Here is a 17,538-nt window from a genome sequence, read left to right as displayed (position 1 = left end):
GAGATTGACTGCATGCTGGAAACGCTGCGCAAGATTGTACAGGAAGTTAACGCCGCACCGGACCTTGAATCGGTGCTGGATGTTATTGTACGCCGGGTACAGCGCGCAATGCGTACAGATGTATGCTCAATTTATCTGCTTGATCAGGAGCGGGAGCGTTATGTCTTGATGGCAACCCAGGGACTTAATAAAAAGTCAGTGGGTCAGGCATCTTTGTCTCTGGATGAAGGTGTTGTTGGCCATGTGGGGCAGCGAGCCGAGCCGATCAACCTTGAAGATGCAGCGACCCATAGCTCCTATACCTACATTAAAGGCACCGGCGAACATAAGTTTCACGCCTTTCTGGGTGTGCCTATTATCCACCACCGCAGTTTGCTCGGCGTACTGGTAATTCAACAAAAAGCGATCCGTAAATTCGATGAGGCCGAAGAGGCCTTTATGGTCACTATGTCGGCGCAGTTGGCAGGTGTTATCGCCCATGCTGAAGCGACCGGCTCGCTTACCCAGGTGGCTGGCCAGGAAAAATCTGAATCAGACCGTAAGTTTGAAGGTGTATCGGGTTGCATTGGTGTTGCTATTGGCCCGGCGGTAGTAATGACGCCGTTGGCAGATCTTGATGGTGTTCCGGAACGTAAGATCGACGATATCAAAGCTGAGATTACCAAGTTTAAACAGGCATTAGCTCAGGTTCGTCGGGATATTAAGAAAGTCGGGCGTAGTCTGGCGAAGCGGTTGCGCTCAGAGGAACGAGAGCTGTTCGATGTATATATCCGGATGCTGGATGATAACGCCCTGGCGGGTGAGATTATTGCCCGTATTAAGGAAGGTCAGTGGGCTCAGGGGGCACTTAAGCTTGTCATCGGGGAACATGTAAAACAGTTTTCCCTGATGGATGATCCTTATCTGCGAGAGCGGGCCACCGATATAAAAGATCTGGGCCGCAGAATGCTCACCTGCCTGCAGGAATCCGGCCCGGCTCTGTCTGAAATTGTTTTTCCTGAAAATACCATTTTAGTTGCCGATGAGCTTACCCCGGCCATGCTGGGTGAAGTACCCACTGAAAAGTTGATGGGGCTGCTTTCAGTTAATGGTTCAGGTAACTCCCATGCGGCAATTCTTGCCCGTTCCATGGGAATCCCGACCGTGATGGGTGCCGTTGATCTGCCATATACCCGGATTGAAGGCCTGCCTGTGATTCTTGATGGATATTCTGGTCGGGTGTTTGTAAACCCTTCAGACGATCTTGAGCAATGCTATCGGGACATCATCCGTGAAGAGAATGAAGTTAATGCCGGACTTGAGGGGCTGAAAGAGCTGCCGGCAGAAACCACCGATGGTTACCGTATGCCGTTGTGGGTAAATACCGGCTTAGTGACTGATGTGGCGCGTTCGCTTGATCGGGGTGCTGAAGGTATCGGTCTGTATCGTACAGAGATTCCATTTATGATCAGGGACTTCTTCCCCAGTGAATATGATCAGATGGAAACTTACCGGCGTCAGTTAGAAGCCTTTGCTCCGCGGCCTGTGACGATGCGAACGCTGGATATCGGTGGTGACAAACCTTTGCCTTATTTCCCTATACAGGAAGACAATCCGTTCCTGGGCTGGCGTGGTATTCGGGTGACTCTGGATCATCCTGAGATTTTTCTGGTGCAGATCCGTGCGATGCTGCGGGCTGCAGAAGGTCTGGATAATCTGCGTATCATGTTGCCGATGGTAACGAATGTGCAGGAAGTAGAAGAATCCAAAAAACTAATTAATCAGGCGGTGGATGAGCTGCGCGAAGAAGGTCACGTGGTCAATCAGCCGCTTATCGGCGTCATGATCGAAGTACCTGCTGCGGTTTATCAGGTACGCCGTTTTGCCCGACGGGTTGATTTTATTTCGGTAGGTTCAAATGACCTGACTCAATACCTGTTAGCGGTCGATCGAAATAATCCCAGGGTTGCCGGGCTGTATGTGTCTTATCATCCTGCGGTATTGAAAGCGTTGCAGTTTATTGCCCGTGAAGCGCATAAAGAAAATGTATCGGTCAGTATCTGTGGTGAGATGGCAGCCGATCCCGGTGGTGCGATTCTGCTGATGGCAATGGGCTATGATGTGTTGTCGATGAACGCGACGAACTTACCGAAAGTGAAGTATGCGATTCGGGGCGTAAGCTTTGAGCGGGCCAAGGACCTGCTGGATCGGATTATCGTTATGGATGATCCGGATAAGATTCATATGATGTTGCGTAAGACGCTCAAAGATCTTGGTCTGGGGCAGCTTCCCCGGCCAACTATTCCAGACTAAACAGTTACCAGCCCCGGTAGTTGTTTAGCTAAGCGCTAGATGCAGGAAGCTGCAGCATGAAGCGTTTTCTCTCTATTGCACCACTGTGATCGTAATTCTGTTCCAGTATTTCGGTCTGGCCATCATATTTCTGCAAGATAACGGTAGTCGCCCGGGTGCCATAGTTCTCCATTTGAATAAAACTGGAGGATAGCTTTCGTTCCCAGTCCTGGCTGATACCGGTATCAGGTAGCAGGTGGTCTGGATACTGGTCTTTATTTTCCATGAGCTGAATCAGTTGCTCTGCATTGATTTCACCGCTATCGATAACCTGCTTGAGAGCTGATTTACGGCTGTCTGATTTTGGCCAGGGTGTATTCAATAGCGCATTACTCAGTCCGTGAATTCCCGGTTGTATCTGGGCGGGTTGCTCACTTCGGTTAGAAAGGTAGTAGAGCGAATGACCATCATCGATCAGCTGGTTAAAGCCATCGTAAGCAGGTAGTTCTGTGGCTTTGATGAAATCTGTACAGCTAAGATTGCTGTTAATAAAATCCAGCGCTAGAAACCCCCGTGATTGTTTGCCCTGCGCTTTTATACGACCGTTTCGATGATTGGTCAGGGCGGAAAAACGACCGTTGCGGTTCATGCCAAGCCAGGTGCCTCCCTGCTCCAGGTCCTGACCGGCGAGCAGTTCAGGTTGTTCTGCCCAAAATTGCATCGCTCGGGTCGGCCGGGGAAAAAACTCATCCCGGTTAGCGGTCAGAATCAGTTTATAGTCGGGATGATATTTATAGGCAAAAACGATCAGGCACACTTTCTGGTCCGTTGTTGGTTATCAGGCTTTTATTAAAAACTAATCTGATGCAGATATCTATGGAACCTGTGGGCTTATTAGTAGGTCCCTATTGTGTCATGCGCATTGGGCATGTTTATATCTGAGCAGTTTTGATAAAAGAGGAATAGGGAATTCATGTGGATTCACGAAATTGACCCGGTTGCCATTGCACTAGGGCCGCTAAAAATTCACTGGTATGGCCTGATGTATCTGGTTGGCTTTGGTTCGGCCTGGTATCTGGGTATGCGCAGGGCGCGTAAGCCGGGTTCGGGCTGGGACGAACAGCAGATCTCTGATCTGATTTTTTGGGGTGCGATCGGTGTCGTGCTGGGTGGGCGTTTTGGTTATGTGTTGTTCTATAACTTTAGCCAGTTTCTGGCAGATCCGTTGTGGCTATTTGCCGTGTGGGAAGGGGGAATGTCTTTCCATGGAGGCTTGTTGGGTGTTATCGCAGCGATTGCACTGTTCGGTTACAAGTATCAAAAGAGTTTTTTTGATATAGGTGATTTTATTGCACCTCTGATACCTATCGGTTTGGGTGCCGGTCGTGTGGGTAATTTTATCGGTGGTGAACTCTGGGGCAGAGCAACCGATCAGAGTTGGGGTGTTGTTTTCCCCCGGGCAGGTGATGCCTTAGCGCGTCACCCGTCACAGCTGTATGAATTTGTGCTGGAAGGCGTCGTCATGTTTATTCTGTTATGGCTATATTCTGCCCGTCCACAGCCGAAGATGGCCGTTTCCGGCATGTTCCTGTTGTTGTATGGTTTGTTCCGCTCTTCAGTTGAGTTCTTCCGGGAGCCCGATGGTCATATAGGTTTTATCGCCCTGGACTGGCTCACCATGGGTCAGTTGTTGTCGCTGCCAATGATTCTGTTAGGTGTTGTGCTCATTATGCTGGCTTATCGGAACAGCGCTGCAGTGAAAGCTTGCTGAGAGGCGTTGTTGTGATAAAAAAAATGCCCGCTTGAAAGCGGGCATTTTTTATTTTGGGGCTATACCGAGAACGGATAGGCGATCGGCTCGTGATGCTGATAGTCTTCAACTTCAAAATCATCAGTAGTGACCCAGGTTTCCAGATCTTCCAGTGTTTTAATATCAGGATTAATCTTAAAGGTTGGTAGTGGCATAGGCTCTCGTTTCAGCTGAACATCGCGCATCAGTTCCAGCTGGTCTTCATAGATATGGGCGTTAACAATTTTATGGTATGCCTTACCCGGTTTATGGCCGGTGATCTGGGCCATAATAGCCAGGAAGAAGTAGACCTGTACCATATTAAAGTTGAGCCCTAAGGGGACGTCGCAACTACGCTGAGTACTGTTCAGATATAGCGTGTCACCCAGCAACGAGAAATGATGGCTATACATGCAGGGACGCAGGCAGCCCATATGAAACGCTCCGGGATGGTAAAAGGTGTAGATTTCACCCCGGTCATCGATACCCTTTGACAGGTCGTCGACAATCTTGCGCAGCAGGTCGATACTGCCGCCGTCTGGCTTCGGAAAGTTACGGCCTATCTTGCCGTAGATAAAACCGCAATCATCGGCGCCCTTGCGGTAAGGGTTTGCCAGCCAGGCTTCATTATTGTTGGCATTAGCGTCCCAGGTCTTGGTACCGATCCTGCGAAAATCAGCAGCATTGTCATAACCGCGGATATAACCCAGTAGCTCAGCAATAGCAGACTTCCAGAAGCTTTTGCGGGTTGTAACGAGGGGGAATTCTCCGGCACCTACATCGTAGGTAAGATCGGCATTGATAACGGTCAGGCAGCGCTTCCCGGTGCGTTCATTCTCCACCCAAACGCCTTCATCAACAATTTGCTGGCAAAGATCGAGGTACTGTCTCATTGGTTTGTTATCCAGAGCTGTGTTTAAATTCGCTAAGCAATCTTATCAAAGCTGAACAGCGTACGGTATCTGTATTAAGGGGAAGTAATGAAGCTGGCAATTATTGTGGCCCAGGCCGAAAACCGGGTGATCGGTATTAATAATAATCTGCCCTGGCATCTGCCGGAGGATCTGCGTTATTTCAAGCAGGTAACTATGGGTAAACCGATCATCATGGGGCGCAAGACCTTCGAATCTATCGGGCGTCCGTTACCCGGCCGAACAAATATCATTATTAGCCGGGATAGTAGTTATCAGCCGGATAATGTAAAAGTGGTGAATAGCCTGGAAGCCGCCCGGGATCTTGCTGAAAGTATCTGCACTATTGATGGTTGTGATGAGGCGATGATTATTGGGGGGGCGCAAATTTATGATCAGGCCCTGCCTATGGCAGACCGCTTGTATCTGACACAGGTGCATGCCGAAGTGAATGGTGATGCCTGGTTCCCAGCGTTTCATCCGGGAGACTGGGTAGAGATAGGGCGTGATGATTTTCAAGCCGAGGGGCATAATCCTTATGATTACAGCTTTATTGTCCTGCAACGTATCAGTTGAACGGAACACTTATGATTGAGCCGCTGTTAGCAATACTGGCCGATGGGAAGTTTCACTCGGGTCAGGATCTGGGGAAAATGCTGGGTGTTAGTCGAAGCGCTGTCTGGAAGCAGATAAAGCTGATTGAAGAGTCCGGGATAGAGGTCTACAGCATTAAAGGCCGTGGCTATCGGATTCCTGGTGGTCTGGATCTGCTTAACCCGGAGTTGATTGATGAAGCTCTGCTGGCAGATGTAAAACAGCGGCTATCGAATATATCGGTTAATCTGACCATACCTTCAACCAATGCGATGGCAATGCAGGCGGTTTATACCGATGGCCATGGCTCACTTTATCTGGCTGAACAGCAAACCGCGGGTCGTGGTCGAAGGGGGCGGGACTGGGTTAGCCCGTTCGCAGGTAATCTCTACTTCTCGTTGACCTGGCAGTTTAATAATGGGGCGGCAGCGCTGGAAGGGTTAAGCCTTGCGGTAGGCGTTGCTCTGGTGCGGGGGCTGAAGCGTATAGGTATCGATGGCGTTGAAGTTAAATGGCCTAATGATCTGCTCTGGCGAGGTCGTAAGCTGGCGGGCGTGTTGCTGGAAATGAGTGGCGATGCATCCGGTGAGTGCTATGTGGTTATCGGTGTAGGGATCAATGTGAAGATGCCCGAGTCAGCATCCGGGGCAATCGATCAGCCCTGGACAGATCTGCAGCAGATCGCCGGTAACGCTCCGTCACGCAGTGTGCTTATTGCTGAGCTAATGAATGAGCTGGTGCCAGTGCTTGAGCAATTCTCTGAGACTGGCTTCGCGCCTTTTGTCGATGAGTGGCAGCGTGTTAATGCGCATAGCGATCAGGCGATCAGTCTGCAGATAGGGCCGCGGCAGGAATTAGGGGTGTGCCGGGGTGTGGATAAGTCAGGGGCTCTGCTGTTAGAAGGTACTGATGGTGAATTGCAAAGCTATCATGGCGGAGAAGTGAGTGTGCGGCTGGCATGAGTACTCTGGATATAGATGTAGGCAACACTTTTCTTAAATGGCGAATAGAAGGTCAGGCATTACGTGGCCGGGTTCGTCATGCGGATATTGTTCAGGCGGACTGGCCAGAGCTGGTTAGCCGGGTGCGGGTGGCATCAGTCGCGGGTGATCAGGTTAATCAGAGCTTAAGTGAGTTCGTTGTAAGGCGATGGAATGTCACCGCTGAATTTGCCCGAACAACAGCGGTGGGGGCGGGTGTAACCAATAGCTATGCAGATCCTTCCCGTATGGGGGTTGATCGTTGGTTGGCAATTTTGAGTGCCTGGCACAGAACAAACTCAGAATGTTGGGTGGTTGATTGCGGTAGTGCGATAACGGTTGAACAAATTAGTAGCGATGGTGTGCATCAGGGGGGCTACATTATTCCCGGGCTGCAACTGATGAGTAAAAATCTGCTTAGTAATACTGCCGAGATCATAGTTGATCACTCAATAGCACAGTTTAATGCTGAACCGGGTACCAATACCTCAGAGGCGGTACAGCATGGTCTTAACCTGATGCTCTCAGCGCTGGCTGAGAAAATTATGCGCAGTGCCGGGTCAGCACCGGTCTACGTGACAGGTGGGGATGGGGAACTGTTTTGTTCTTTGGCGTCCGGGTCTGTCTGGTGTCCTGATCTGGTTATGGAAGGTTTGCCATTGGCGATGGGGCAATAGAATGCGTTGGTTGTTCATGGCACTCTTGCTGGTCAATTTACTGTTTTTTGCATGGCAGATGCGACCCGCAAATGAAGTGGTTGAGCAAAAGCTGCCCGATAATATCGCCCGAATTCGGTTGTTGGGCGAAGTCGATAGCTCATTACTGCTGCCACGGCATAAAGTATCAGAGGCTGAGTTGGTTGATGGTAGGGCTGATAAACCAAATTCATCAGCTGAAATTGAGGCGGGGTCTGAGATTGAATCGGAAGCTGAATCTGAATCTGAATCTGAAGTAAGTCAGCGCTGGTGTCAGGTTATCAGTGGTGTGCGGCAACAAAGCGTTGCCGGGGAGATTCGTCAGCGCCTCAAGGATGCAGGATTTGATGCTGAGATTGAGTTAAAAGATGTAGAAAGGACAATCGCCTTTGAGCTCGTGTTGGAAAAGCCCGGTAGTCCAGAGCAGCGCCAGGCGTTATTGAATAAACTGGCGCAGCTGAACCTGATGCAGGAACCGGCGATGTTAAATGGAAATTCTGCGTATATTATTGGTCGATATAGTAGTCGGGCGGAGCTGAATAAAGCCCGGATTGCCCTGGTTGGTGTGTTGGAACCCAGTCTTTATCAGGTTGTAGCTAAAGAAAACCATTTTGAGGTTTGGCTTGAGTTAAATGATCCCGATAAAACTACCAATGAAATCAAACGGCTAGCGCAATATTTTCCTCAGGAAATAAAAATTGAAAAAAAACTTTGTAAAGGGGTTGCAAGCGTGGGGGTGCGTGATTAATATATGCGCCACTTCGCTGCTGATGCCGGTATAGCTCAGTTGGTAGAGCAACTGACTTGTAATCAGTAGGTCCCGAGTTCGACTCTTGGTGCCGGCACCATTTTGGTGGCGAAGTATTGGTAAGGTGGGGTTCCCGAGTGGCCAAAGGGATCAGACTGTAAATCTGACGCGCGAGCTTCGGTGGTTCGAATCCACCCCCCACCACCATCAGACTGAAAAGGCGGGTATGGTACAATGGTAGAACCTCAGCCTTCCAAGCTGATGATGCGGGTTCGATTCCCGCTACCCGCTCCAGTCGTTGTGCTCATGTAGCTCAGGGGTAGAGCACACCCTTGGTAAGGGTGAGGTCGGCGGTTCAAATCCGCCCATGAGCTCCAGAATTATTCAGAGGGTAGATATAGCAATATGTCTGCCCTTTGTTGTATTTGGCAGCGTGGAAATTCACAACTTATTTTCGTTAGGTATTTAAAATGGCTAAAGAGCAATTTGAACGTAATAAGCCGCACGTTAACGTTGGTACTATTGGCCACGTTGACCACGGTAAAACAACTCTGACTGCTGCACTGACGCGTGTTTGTGCAGAAGTATTCGGTGGTACTGCAGTAGCATTCGACGGTATCGACAACGCACCAGAAGAGCGTGAGCGTGGTATCACTATCGCAACGTCTCACGTTGAGTATGATTCAACTGAGCGTCATTACGCGCACGTTGACTGCCCAGGACACGCTGACTATGTGAAGAACATGATCACCGGTGCTGCTCAGATGGACGGTGCTATTCTGGTATGTGGTGCGACTGATGGCCCTATGCCACAGACTCGTGAGCACATTCTGCTGTCTCGTCAGGTTGGTGTACCTTACATCGTTGTATTCCTGAACAAAGCTGACCTGTTGGCTGAAGATTGCGGCGGCGTTGACTCTGAAGAGTACGAAGAGATGCTGGAGCTGGTTGAAATGGAGCTGCGTGAGCTGCTGGACCAGTACGAATTCCCAGGTGACGACACTCCAATCATCGCTGGTTCTGCTCTGATGGCTCTAAACGGTCAGGATGATAACGAACTGGGTACTACTGCTGTTAAGAAGCTGGTAGAAGCGCTGGATTCTTACATTCCTCAGCCGGAGCGTGCAATCGATCAGCCATTCCTGATGCCTATCGAGGACGTATTCTCTATCTCTGGTCGTGGTACTGTAGTAACAGGCCGTGTTGAGCGTGGTATCGTTAAGACTGGCGAAGAAATTGAAATCGTTGGTATTCGTGAGACGACTACAACTACCTGTACTGGTGTTGAGATGTTCCGTAAGCTGCTTGACGAAGGTCGTGCAGGCGAGAACGTTGGTGCGCTGCTGCGTGGTACTAAGCGTGATGACGTTGAGCGTGGTCAGGTACTGGCTAAGCCAGGTTCTATCACTCCTCACACTCGTTTCGAAGGTGAAGTATACGTACTGTCCAAGGATGAAGGTGGTCGTCACACTCCTTTCTTCAAGGGCTACCGTCCACAGTTCTACTTCCGTACAACTGACATCACCGGTGCTTGTGAGCTTCCAGAAGGTGTTGAAATGGTAATGCCAGGTGATAACATCAAGATGGATGTTACCCTGATCAACCCAATCGCGATGGAAGAAGGTCTGCGTTTTGCGATCCGTGAAGGCGGTCGTACTGTAGGTGCGGGCGTTGTATCAAAAATCATCGAGTAATCGTTGGTTTTTAGCAACTTAAGTGTTGCAACCTGCTAGGGTGGCGTGTAATATACGCCTCCCTAGTTAGCACTAGGCCAGTGGCTCAATTGGCAGAGCAGCGGTCTCCAAAACCGCAGGTTGGGGGTTCGAGTCCCTCCTGGCCTGCCAACTCTTTTCTGAGTTGGTATCTAACCTAGTCAAAGCAAACCATCAAATACCGAGGCCGATCGTGAGCTCAAAAGTGACTTCCGAAGGTTCAAAGCTAGATGGCCTGAAGTGGGCTGTTGTGGTAGCGCTGGTCGCTGCCGGTGTAGTAGGAAATTCTGTTTATTCAGAAGAGTCTTTGCTGTATCGCGTTATTGCGCTTCTGGTTCTGGCGGGTATTGCTGGCTTTATCGCCTTGCAGACTGCTAAAGGCGCGGCGTTCTTTACTTTGTTTAAAGAAGCCAAATCTGAAATTCGTAAAGTTGTCTGGCCTACGCGTCAGGAAACTATTCAGACAACGTTAATCGTTACAGCGGTTGTTCTGATTGTAGGATTGTTTTTGTGGGGTCTTGACTCGTTGCTGAGTTGGGGTGTCTCCGGCGTAATCGGATAAGAGGAAAGAGGCATGGCTATGCGTTGGTATGTTGTACATGCGTACTCCGGTTATGAGAAGCGTGTAATGAATACTCTGAAGGAGCGTGTTGAATTGCACGGTATGCAGGATGGCTTCGGCGAAATCCTGGTTCCTACAGAGGAAGTTGTAGAAATTCGTGAAGGTAAGAAGCGCAGGTCTGAGCGTAAGTTTTATCCGGGTTATGTTCTTGTTCAGATGGATATGAACGATGAAACATGGCACTTGGTTAAAGATACGCCGCGCGTAATGGGCTTTATTGGTGGTACTGCTGATAAGCCTGCGCCAATTACCGAGAAAGAAGCAGATGCAATTCTGCAGCGTGTTGAGAGTGGGGTCGATCAGCCTCGTCCTAAGACAATGTTTGAGCCGGGTGAAATGGTTCGCGTTATCGAGGGGCCTTTTGCAGACTTCAATGGCGTTGTGGAAGAAGTTAATTATGAGAAGAACAGGTTGCAGGTTGCAGTTCTGATCTTCGGTCGCTCAACTCCGGTTGAGCTGGGATTTGGTCAGGTCGAAAAAGCCTGATAAACAAATTTCAGGATAAAACCTCGGTCCTTTTATGGAGCTGGGGTTTTTCCGTCTTTGAAACCGGGAAGCCGAAAGGCGCTATTACCCACTAGGAGTAAACATGGCTAAGAAAATCGAAGCTTATATCAAGCTGCAGGTTGCTGCTGGTTCAGCTAACCCAAGTCCACCAGTTGGTCCTGCTCTGGGTCAGCACGGTGTTAACATCATGGAATTCTGTAAGGCGTTCAACGCTGCTACGCAGAGCATGGAAAAAGGCATGCCTATTCCTGTTGTTATCACAGTATATGCTGATCGCAGCTTCACTTTTATTACTAAGACGCCTCCAGCATCAATCCTGCTGAAGAAGGCTGCTGGTATCAAGAGCGGTTCTGGCCGTCCTAACACTGAGAAAGTAGGTACTGTTACCCGCGCTCAGCTGGAAGAGATTGCAACTACTAAAGATGCTGATCTGACTGCTGCAGATATGGATGCGGCTGTTCGCACCATCGCTGGTAGTGCACGTAGCATGGGTCTGAATGTTGAGGGTGTTGAATAATGGCTAAGCTGACTAAGCGCCAAAAGGCGATTGCTGAGAAAGTAGAAGTTGGTAAGCAGTACTCTGTACAGGATGCCGTTGCTCTGCTGAACGACGTTGCGACTGTTGGCTTTAAAGAGTCTGTAGACATCGCTGTAAACCTGGGTGTTGATCCTCGTAAATCTGACCAGAACGTTCGTGGTTCTTCTGTACTGCCAAGCGGTACTGGTAAAGAAGTGCGTGTTGCTGTTTTTGCTCAGGGTGAGAACGCTGAAAAAGCAACTGCGGCTGGTGCTGATGTTGTAGGTTTTGAAGACCTGGCAGAGCAGATTAAAGGCGGTGACCTGAACTTTGACGTTGTAATCGCGACTCCGGATGCGATGCGTGTTGTAGGTCAGCTGGGTCAGATTCTGGGCCCACGTGGTCTGATGCCTAACCCTAAGGTTGGTACTGTTACTCCAGACGTTACGACTGCAGTAAACAATGCTAAAGCTGGTCAGGTACGTTTCCGTACTGATAAGAACGGTATTATCCACGCTGGTGTTGGTAAAGTTGGTTTTGAACCTGCTGCTATCCAGGCGAACGTTGAAGCACTGCTGTCTGAAGTTAAGAAACTGAAGCCTGCTTCTGCAAAGGGTATTTACCTGAAGAAAATTACCCTGTCTACCACTATGGGGCCAGGTCTGGTAGTTGATCAGAGCTCTCTGAGCTTCTAAATCAGCACCAGAAAAAATTGAGGGTCCCTGCACTTGTGCAGGGGTCGTCAAAGACCGCAGGTGAGAATGGCGTTGCCAGACTCTTAATCTTATAGCCTGCGCAGACGGTGTGATCCCCTTAACAGGATCAATTCAACCACCGTGCTCGGCGCTTTGTTTGGATAATCAGATAAAGCGATTGGTAAACAGTCGAAATGACTAAACCCAGGAGTTAATTGTGGCATTAGGACTCGAAGATAAAAAAGCGATTGTCGCTGAAGTCCAGGAAGCTGCTAAGGGCGCTCTATCTGCTGTAGTTGCAGACTCACGCGGCGTAGCCGTTGAGGATATGACTACCCTGCGTAAGCAGGCACGTGAAGCTGGCGTATGGCTGAAAGTCGTACGTAACACGCTTGCACGTCGTGCAATGGAAGGCTCTGATTACGAGTGCATCTCTGAAGCATTCGTAGGTCCAACTCTGATTGCATTCTCTACTGAGCACCCAGGTGCTGGTGCGCGTATCCTGAAGGATTTCGCGAAAGGGAATGACAAGCTAGAAGTTAAGACCGCTGCTTTCGAAGGACAGATTGTAGACGTTGCTATGCTGGCATCACTGCCAACTTACGACGAAGCAATCGCCAAGCTGATGGGCTGCATGAAAGAAGCAGCTGCAGGCAAGCTGGTCCGCACTATTGCGGCTGTTCGCGATCAGAAAGAACAAGAAGCAGCTTAATTACATTAGCCGCTTAGAAACGAGTTTAGAGCCTCTGGCTCATATATATTTTTAGGAATTGAATCATGTCCGTATCTAAAGACGATATCTTGAATGCAATCGCTGACATGTCCGTAATGGACGTTGTAGAGCTAGTTGAAGCAATGGAAGAAAAGTTCGGTGTTTCTGCTGCAGCTGTTGCTGTTGCTGGCGCTGCTGGCGGTGATGCTGGTGCAGCTGCTGAAGAGCAGACTGAATTTGACGTTATCCTGACGTCTATTGGCGACAAGAAAGTTAACGTAATCAAGGCTGTTCGTGCAGCAACTGGCCTGGGCTTGAAAGAAGCTAAAGGTATGGTTGACGGCGCACCTGCTTCTGTTAAAGAAGGCGTTACTAAGGAAGAAGCAGCAGAGCTTAAAGCTGCTCTGGAAGAAGCTGGCGCATCTGTTGAAGTTAAGTAAACAGCGCTACGCTTCGTATCAGGCTGTTTGACAGCTGATACGTATACGGCTGGTGGCAAAATGCCACCGGCCTTTTTCCGTTATTAGCGAGAGCAAATAATAACGGTTTCACAGATCGAGAAAATACCTTCGATCTGGTTGAATCTTTCAGGTGCAGATGCTGGGGAACTTAGATGGCTTACTCATACACTGAAAAGAAACGCATCCGGAAAGACTTCGGAAAGCTGCCAGAAGCGATGGATGTGCCATATCTGTTGGCAATCCAGTTGGATTCTTATTTGAAATTCCTGCAACAGGATGCTGATTCTGCAGAGCGTAATAACATTGGTCTGCATGCGGCTTTCAGTTCCGTATTCCCGATCGTTTCCTATTCCGGAAACGCGGCGTTGGAATATGTAGGTTACCGTCTGGGCGAGCCGGTTTTTGACGTAAAAGAATGTCAGATGCGCGGTATTACTTATGCTGCCCCGCTACGCGTAAAAGTACGCTTGGTAATCTACGATCGCGAATCTTCAAATAAAGCGATCAAAGACATTAAAGAACAAGAAGTTTACATGGGCGAGATGCCGCTGATGACCGACAACGGTACTTTCGTTGTTAACGGTACTGAGCGTGTAATTGTATCTCAGCTACACCGTTCACCGGGTGTATTCTTCGACCATGACAAGGGCAAGACGCACTCTTCTGGTAAGTTGTTGTACTCTGCTCGTGTTATTCCTTACCGTGGTTCATGGCTGGACTTCGAGTTTGATCCTAAAGATAGCCTGTTTGTGCGTATCGACCGTCGTCGTAAATTGCCAGCAACTATTCTGCTGCGCGCGCTGGGTTATACCACTGAAGAGATCCTCGAAACCTTCTTTGAGAACACTGAGTGGACATTAGATGGCGACAGTGTATTGATGACACTGGTACCAACTCGTCTGCGTGGTGAAACCGCAACCTTCGATATTAAAGACAGCGGTGGCAACGTAATCGTTGAATCCGGTCGTCGTATTACCCCTCGTCACATCCGTCAGCTGGAAAAAGAGAACATGACTCAGCTGGACGTACCAGTTGAGTACCTGCTGGGCAAAGTGATGGCGAAAGAGATCATCGATCCGGCTACCGGCGAGCTGATCTGCGAAGGTAATAGTGAAATCACTGACGAACTGCTTGAGCAGATGCGTGCGGCGAATATCGCTGCTTTCGAAACGCTGTACACGAATGAGCTGGACTGTGGTCCGTTCATCTCTGACACGCTGCGCAACGACTCGACTCGCAGTCAGCTGGAAGCATTGGTAGAAATCTACCGTATGATGCGCCCTGGTGAGCCACCGACCAAAGAGTCTGCGGAAAATCTGTTTGAAAATCTGTTCTTCGCTGAAGAGCGTTATGACCTGTCTGCCGTAGGTCGAATGAAGTTCAACCGCCGCCTGGCGCGTGAGATCGAAACGGGTTCTGGTGTCCTGGATAAAGAAGATATCCTGGATGTTATGAAGACCCTGATCGATATCCGTAACGGTAAAGGTGTTGTGGATGACATCGATCACCTGGGTAACCGTCGTATCCGTTCTGTAGGTGAAATGGCTGAGAACCAGTTCCGCGTAGGTCTTGTACGTGTTGAGCGTGCTGTTCGTGAGCGTTTGAGTATGGCTGAATCAGATAACCTGATGCCTCAGGATCTGATCAATGCCAAGCCAGTTGCTGCTGCGGTTAAAGAGTTCTTTGGTTCATCTCAGCTGTCTCAGTTTATGGATCAGAACAACCCGCTGTCTGAGGTTACTCATAAGCGTCGTGTTTCCGCATTAGGACCTGGTGGTCTGACCCGTGAGCGTGCTGGCTTTGAGGTACGTGACGTACACAACACTCACTACGGTCGTGTTTGTCCTATCGAGACTCCTGAAGGACCAAACATTGGTCTGATTAACTCACTGGCAACCTATGCCCGTACTAATGACTTCGGTTTCCTGGAAACACCATACCGTAAAGTTGTTGATGGTCTGGTTACCGATGATATTCAATACCTGTCTGCTATCGAAGAAGGCCGTCATGTTATCGCCCAGGCATCTGCCGGAATGGATGATAACAATAAGCTGACCGATGAGCTGGTAGCAGTTCGTCATCAGAACGAATCTACTGTAATGACGCCAGATAAAGTTACCTACATGGATGTATCTCCACGTCAGGTAGTATCTGTTGCGGCAGCGCTGATTCCGTTCCTTGAGCACGATGATGCTAACCGGGCACTGATGGGTGCGAACATGCAGCGTCAGGCTGTACCAACGTTGCGCGCTGATAAGCCGCTGGTAGGTACTGGCATGGAGCGTTATGTTGCACGTGACTCTGGCGTATGTGTGACTGCACAGCGTGGCGGTGTGATCGAAGCGGTTGATGCGGCACGCATTGTTGTTCGTGTTAACGATGAAGAGACTCAGGCGGGTGAAGCGGGTGTAGATATCTACAACCTGACTAAGTACACCCGTTCTAACCAGAACACCTGTATTAACCAGCGTTCAATTGTTCGCGAAGGTGAAACAGTGCAGCGTGGCGATATCATGGCTGACGGTCCGTCCGTTGACCTGGGTGAGCTGGCGCTGGGGCAGAATATGCGTATCGCATTCATGCCTTGGAATGGTTACAACTTTGAGGATTCCATCCTGATCTCTGAACGTGTTGTTCAGGAAGATCGTTTCACCACTATCCACATTCAGGAACTGACCTGTGTGGCGCGTGATACAAAGCTGGGTTCTGAAGAAATTACTGCAGATATTCCTAATGTGGGTGAGTCTGCACTGGGTAAGCTGGACGAAGCAGGTATCGTACATATCGGTGCTGAAGTAGGTCCTGGTGATATCCTGGTTGGTAAAGTGACACCTAAAGGTGAAACTCAGCTGACACCAGAAGAGAAACTGCTGCGTGCAATCTTCGGTGAAAAAGCGTCCGACGTTAAAGATACTTCTCTGCGGGTTAAGACCGGTACTATCGGTAAGGTAATTGATGTTCAGGTATTCACCCGTGATGGTGTGCCGAAAGATGAGCGTGCAGTTTCTATCGAAGAGTCTGAACTTGACCGTATCCGCAAAGACCTTAATGAAGAGCTGCGCATCGTTGAGCGTGCGACCTATGAGCGTCTGGGACGTGCATTGGTTGGCCTGAAAGCTGAAGGCGGCGCTGACTTCAGAAAGGGTGAAGAAATTACAGCTGAAGCCCTGGCTGAGCTGAAGAAAGGTGACTGGTTCAAGATTCGTGTCGCTGATGAAACTGTTCAGGAGCAGCTTGAAAAAGCTCAGGAACAGCTGGAAGAGCGTCGTGTTGAGCTGGATGCTAAGTTCGAAGACAAGAAGAGCAAACTGCAGACCGGTGATGATCTTGCTCCGGGCGTCCTGAAGATTGTTAAGGTTTATGTTGCTACTAAGCGTCGCATACAGCCTGGTGACAAGATGGCGGGTCGTCACGGTAACAAGGGTGTTATCTCTGTAATCATGCCTGTTGAAGACATGCCTTACGATGAGAACGGTGATACGGTTGATATCGTATTGAACCCACTGGGTGTACCGTCTCGTATGAACGTAGGTCAGGTACTTGAAACGCATATGGGTATGGCGGCTAAAGGTCTGGGCGTTAAGATTAACAAGATGCTCCAGGCTGAGCGTGATCGTCTTGAAAAGGTTAAGGAGCTGCGTGAGTTCCTTGAGCGTGTCTACAATAGCGAGCTGGGTGGTTTCAAATCCGGTCGTCATGAAGATATTGCTTCTCTGTCTGACGATGAGGTTATGGAGCTGGCGCAGAACCTGAAAGGCGGTGTGCCTCTGGCAACAGCCGTATTTGATGGTGCTAAAGAAGTCGAAGTTAAAGAGCTGCTACGCATGGCGGATCTGAGCGATACCGGACAGTTCAAACTGTTCGATGGTCGTACCGGTGACTCATTCAGCCGTCCGGTAACCGTGGGTTACATGTACATGCTGAAACTGAACCACCTGGTTGATGACAAAATGCACGCACGTTCTACCGGTTCTTACAGCCTGGTTACTCAGCAGCCGCTGGGTGGTAAGGCGCAGTTCGGTGGTCAGCGATTCGGTGAGATGGAGGTATGGGCACTTGAAGCATATGGTGCTGCCTACACCCTGCAGGAAATGCTGACTGTTAAGTCCGATGATGTGAATGGCCGTACCAAGATGTATAAGAACATCGTGGATGGCGATCACCGCATGGAGCCGGGCATGCCAGAATCGTTTAACGTGCTGGTGAAAGAGATCCGCTCGCTGGGTATCGACATCGAGCTGGAATCCGAGTAACCCTTTAACAGATAGTTTACTGCGCAGCCGATTAACCGCTGCGCGGTCAACTCCCCCGAGGAGCTGAGAGA

General features: G+C 49.6%; 16 protein-coding genes and 5 tRNA genes. 19 read left to right on the top strand and 2 right to left on the bottom strand.

Annotation, left to right across the window (positions count from 1 at the left end):
- Positions 1-12 precede the first annotated feature (12 nt).
- On the top strand, positions 13-2,292 hold the full coding sequence (gene ptsP / locus EHS89_RS18040; RefSeq protein ID WP_124927565.1) for a phosphoenolpyruvate--protein phosphotransferase: 2,280 nt from the start codon (positions 13-15) through the stop codon (positions 2,290-2,292).
- A gap of 28 nt (positions 2,293-2,320) precedes the next feature.
- On the opposite strand, the gene EHS89_RS18035 is transcribed toward ptsP, so the two are convergent.
- Entirely contained in the window at positions 2,321-3,088 is a 768-nt protein-coding gene (locus EHS89_RS18035; protein ID WP_124927564.1) for an NRDE family protein, read from the bottom strand.
- A gap of 156 nt (positions 3,089-3,244) precedes the next feature.
- On the opposite strand from EHS89_RS18035, the gene lgt reads away from it, so the two are divergent.
- On the top strand, positions 3,245-4,042 hold the full coding sequence (gene lgt / locus EHS89_RS18030) for a prolipoprotein diacylglyceryl transferase (RefSeq protein ID WP_124927563.1): 798 nt from the start codon (positions 3,245-3,247) through the stop codon (positions 4,040-4,042).
- 59 nt (positions 4,043-4,101) lie between these two features.
- Here lgt and EHS89_RS18025 read toward each other — a convergent pair whose 3' ends face one another.
- Positions 4,102-4,953 (bottom strand): thymidylate synthase, encoded by an 852-nt coding sequence (locus EHS89_RS18025; RefSeq protein ID WP_124927562.1) that lies wholly within the window; start codon positions 4,951-4,953, stop codon positions 4,102-4,104.
- Between the two features lie 87 nt (positions 4,954-5,040).
- Between EHS89_RS18025 and folA the strand changes: the two genes are divergently transcribed.
- The 17 genes from folA (at position 5,041) to rpoB (ending at position 17,467) form a co-directional block, all read left to right on the top strand.
- Complete coding sequence (gene folA, locus EHS89_RS18020) at positions 5,041-5,547, top strand: type 3 dihydrofolate reductase (RefSeq protein WP_124927561.1); 507 nt, start codon at positions 5,041-5,043, stop codon at positions 5,545-5,547.
- Between the two features lie 11 nt (positions 5,548-5,558).
- On the top strand, positions 5,559-6,527 hold the full coding sequence (gene birA / locus EHS89_RS18015) for a bifunctional biotin--[acetyl-CoA-carboxylase] ligase/biotin operon repressor BirA (RefSeq protein ID WP_124927560.1): 969 nt from the start codon (positions 5,559-5,561) through the stop codon (positions 6,525-6,527).
- Positions 6,524-7,222 (top strand): type III pantothenate kinase, encoded by a 699-nt coding sequence (locus EHS89_RS18010; protein WP_124927559.1) that lies wholly within the window; start codon positions 6,524-6,526, stop codon positions 7,220-7,222. The genes birA and EHS89_RS18010 overlap by 4 nt, the downstream gene beginning before the upstream one ends.
- Before the next feature lies 1 nt (position 7,223).
- Positions 7,224-7,988: a hypothetical protein gene (locus EHS89_RS18005; RefSeq protein ID WP_124927558.1), complete on the top strand. Its 765-nt coding sequence runs from the start codon at positions 7,224-7,226 to the stop codon at positions 7,986-7,988.
- Between the two features lie 24 nt (positions 7,989-8,012).
- A tRNA-Thr gene (locus EHS89_RS18000) sits at positions 8,013-8,088 on the top strand.
- Between the two features lie 23 nt (positions 8,089-8,111).
- A tRNA-Tyr gene (locus EHS89_RS17995) sits at positions 8,112-8,195 on the top strand.
- A gap of 13 nt (positions 8,196-8,208) precedes the next feature.
- A tRNA-Gly gene (locus EHS89_RS17990) sits at positions 8,209-8,282 on the top strand.
- An 8-nt stretch (positions 8,283-8,290) separates the two neighbouring features.
- Positions 8,291-8,365 (top strand) — tRNA-Thr (locus tag EHS89_RS17985).
- 93 nt (positions 8,366-8,458) lie between these two features.
- Positions 8,459-9,682 carry an elongation factor Tu gene (gene tuf, locus EHS89_RS17980; RefSeq protein WP_124927546.1) on the top strand — a complete coding sequence of 408 codons (1,224 nt, stop codon included), beginning with the start codon at positions 8,459-8,461 and terminating at the stop codon, positions 9,680-9,682.
- A 74-nt stretch (positions 9,683-9,756) separates the two neighbouring features.
- Positions 9,757-9,832 (top strand) — tRNA-Trp (locus EHS89_RS17975).
- A gap of 61 nt (positions 9,833-9,893) precedes the next feature.
- On the top strand, positions 9,894-10,262 hold the full coding sequence (gene secE / locus EHS89_RS17970) for a preprotein translocase subunit SecE (RefSeq protein WP_124927557.1): 369 nt from the start codon (positions 9,894-9,896) through the stop codon (positions 10,260-10,262).
- A 12-nt stretch (positions 10,263-10,274) separates the two neighbouring features.
- Positions 10,275-10,808: a transcription termination/antitermination protein NusG gene (gene nusG / locus EHS89_RS17965; RefSeq protein ID WP_124927556.1), complete on the top strand. Its 534-nt coding sequence runs from the start codon at positions 10,275-10,277 to the stop codon at positions 10,806-10,808.
- Positions 10,809-10,911: 103 nt separating this feature from the next.
- A complete protein-coding gene (gene rplK, locus EHS89_RS17960; protein WP_124927555.1) occupies positions 10,912-11,346 on the top strand; it encodes a 50S ribosomal protein L11 in 435 nt (144 codons plus the stop codon).
- Positions 11,346-12,041: a 50S ribosomal protein L1 gene (gene rplA / locus EHS89_RS17955; RefSeq protein WP_124927554.1), complete on the top strand. Its 696-nt coding sequence runs from the start codon at positions 11,346-11,348 to the stop codon at positions 12,039-12,041. Before rplK ends, rplA begins: the two co-directional genes overlap by 1 nt.
- Before the next feature lie 217 nt (positions 12,042-12,258).
- Complete coding sequence (gene rplJ, locus EHS89_RS17950; protein WP_124927553.1) at positions 12,259-12,753, top strand: 50S ribosomal protein L10; 495 nt, start codon at positions 12,259-12,261, stop codon at positions 12,751-12,753.
- A 65-nt stretch (positions 12,754-12,818) separates the two neighbouring features.
- A complete protein-coding gene (rplL, locus tag EHS89_RS17945) occupies positions 12,819-13,193 on the top strand; it encodes a 50S ribosomal protein L7/L12 (RefSeq protein WP_124927552.1) in 375 nt (124 codons plus the stop codon).
- Between the two features lie 173 nt (positions 13,194-13,366).
- On the top strand, positions 13,367-17,467 hold the full coding sequence (gene rpoB, locus EHS89_RS17940; RefSeq protein ID WP_124927551.1) for a DNA-directed RNA polymerase subunit beta: 4,101 nt from the start codon (positions 13,367-13,369) through the stop codon (positions 17,465-17,467).
- Positions 17,468-17,538 lie beyond the last annotated feature (71 nt).

The organism is Amphritea balenae, from assembly GCF_003858655.1.
Classification (GTDB): domain Bacteria; phylum Pseudomonadota; class Gammaproteobacteria; order Pseudomonadales; family Balneatricaceae; genus Amphritea; species Amphritea balenae.
Note: the sequence above shows the minus strand (reverse complement) of the source record. Positions and strands in the feature narration are given on the sequence as shown.

Bases quoted from the DNA above. Each gene is read 5' to 3' on its own strand.
- EHS89_RS18005 (WP_124927558.1), top strand. From the start codon at position 7,224: ATGCGTTGGTTGTTCATGGCACTCTTGCTGGTCAATTTACTGTTTTTT.
- birA (WP_124927560.1), top strand. From the start codon at position 5,559: ATGATTGAGCCGCTGTTAGCAATACTGGCCGATGGGAAGTTTCACTCG.
- nusG (WP_124927556.1), top strand. From the start codon at position 10,275: ATGGCTATGCGTTGGTATGTTGTACATGCGTACTCCGGTTATGAGAAG.
- EHS89_RS18025 (WP_124927562.1), bottom strand. From the start codon at position 4,953: ATGAGACAGTACCTCGATCTTTGCCAGCAAATTGTTGATGAAGGCGTT.
- rplK (WP_124927555.1), top strand. From the start codon at position 10,912: ATGGCTAAGAAAATCGAAGCTTATATCAAGCTGCAGGTTGCTGCTGGT.
- lgt (WP_124927563.1), top strand. From the start codon at position 3,245: ATGTGGATTCACGAAATTGACCCGGTTGCCATTGCACTAGGGCCGCTA.
- rpoB (WP_124927551.1), top strand. From the start codon at position 13,367: ATGGCTTACTCATACACTGAAAAGAAACGCATCCGGAAAGACTTCGGA.
- tuf (WP_124927546.1), top strand. From the start codon at position 8,459: ATGGCTAAAGAGCAATTTGAACGTAATAAGCCGCACGTTAACGTTGGT.
- rplA (WP_124927554.1), top strand. From the start codon at position 11,346: ATGGCTAAGCTGACTAAGCGCCAAAAGGCGATTGCTGAGAAAGTAGAA.
- rplL (WP_124927552.1), top strand. From the start codon at position 12,819: ATGTCCGTATCTAAAGACGATATCTTGAATGCAATCGCTGACATGTCC.
- EHS89_RS18010 (WP_124927559.1), top strand. From the start codon at position 6,524: ATGAGTACTCTGGATATAGATGTAGGCAACACTTTTCTTAAATGGCGA.
- ptsP (WP_124927565.1), top strand. From the start codon at position 13: ATGCTGGAAACGCTGCGCAAGATTGTACAGGAAGTTAACGCCGCACCG.
- folA (WP_124927561.1), top strand. From the start codon at position 5,041: ATGAAGCTGGCAATTATTGTGGCCCAGGCCGAAAACCGGGTGATCGGT.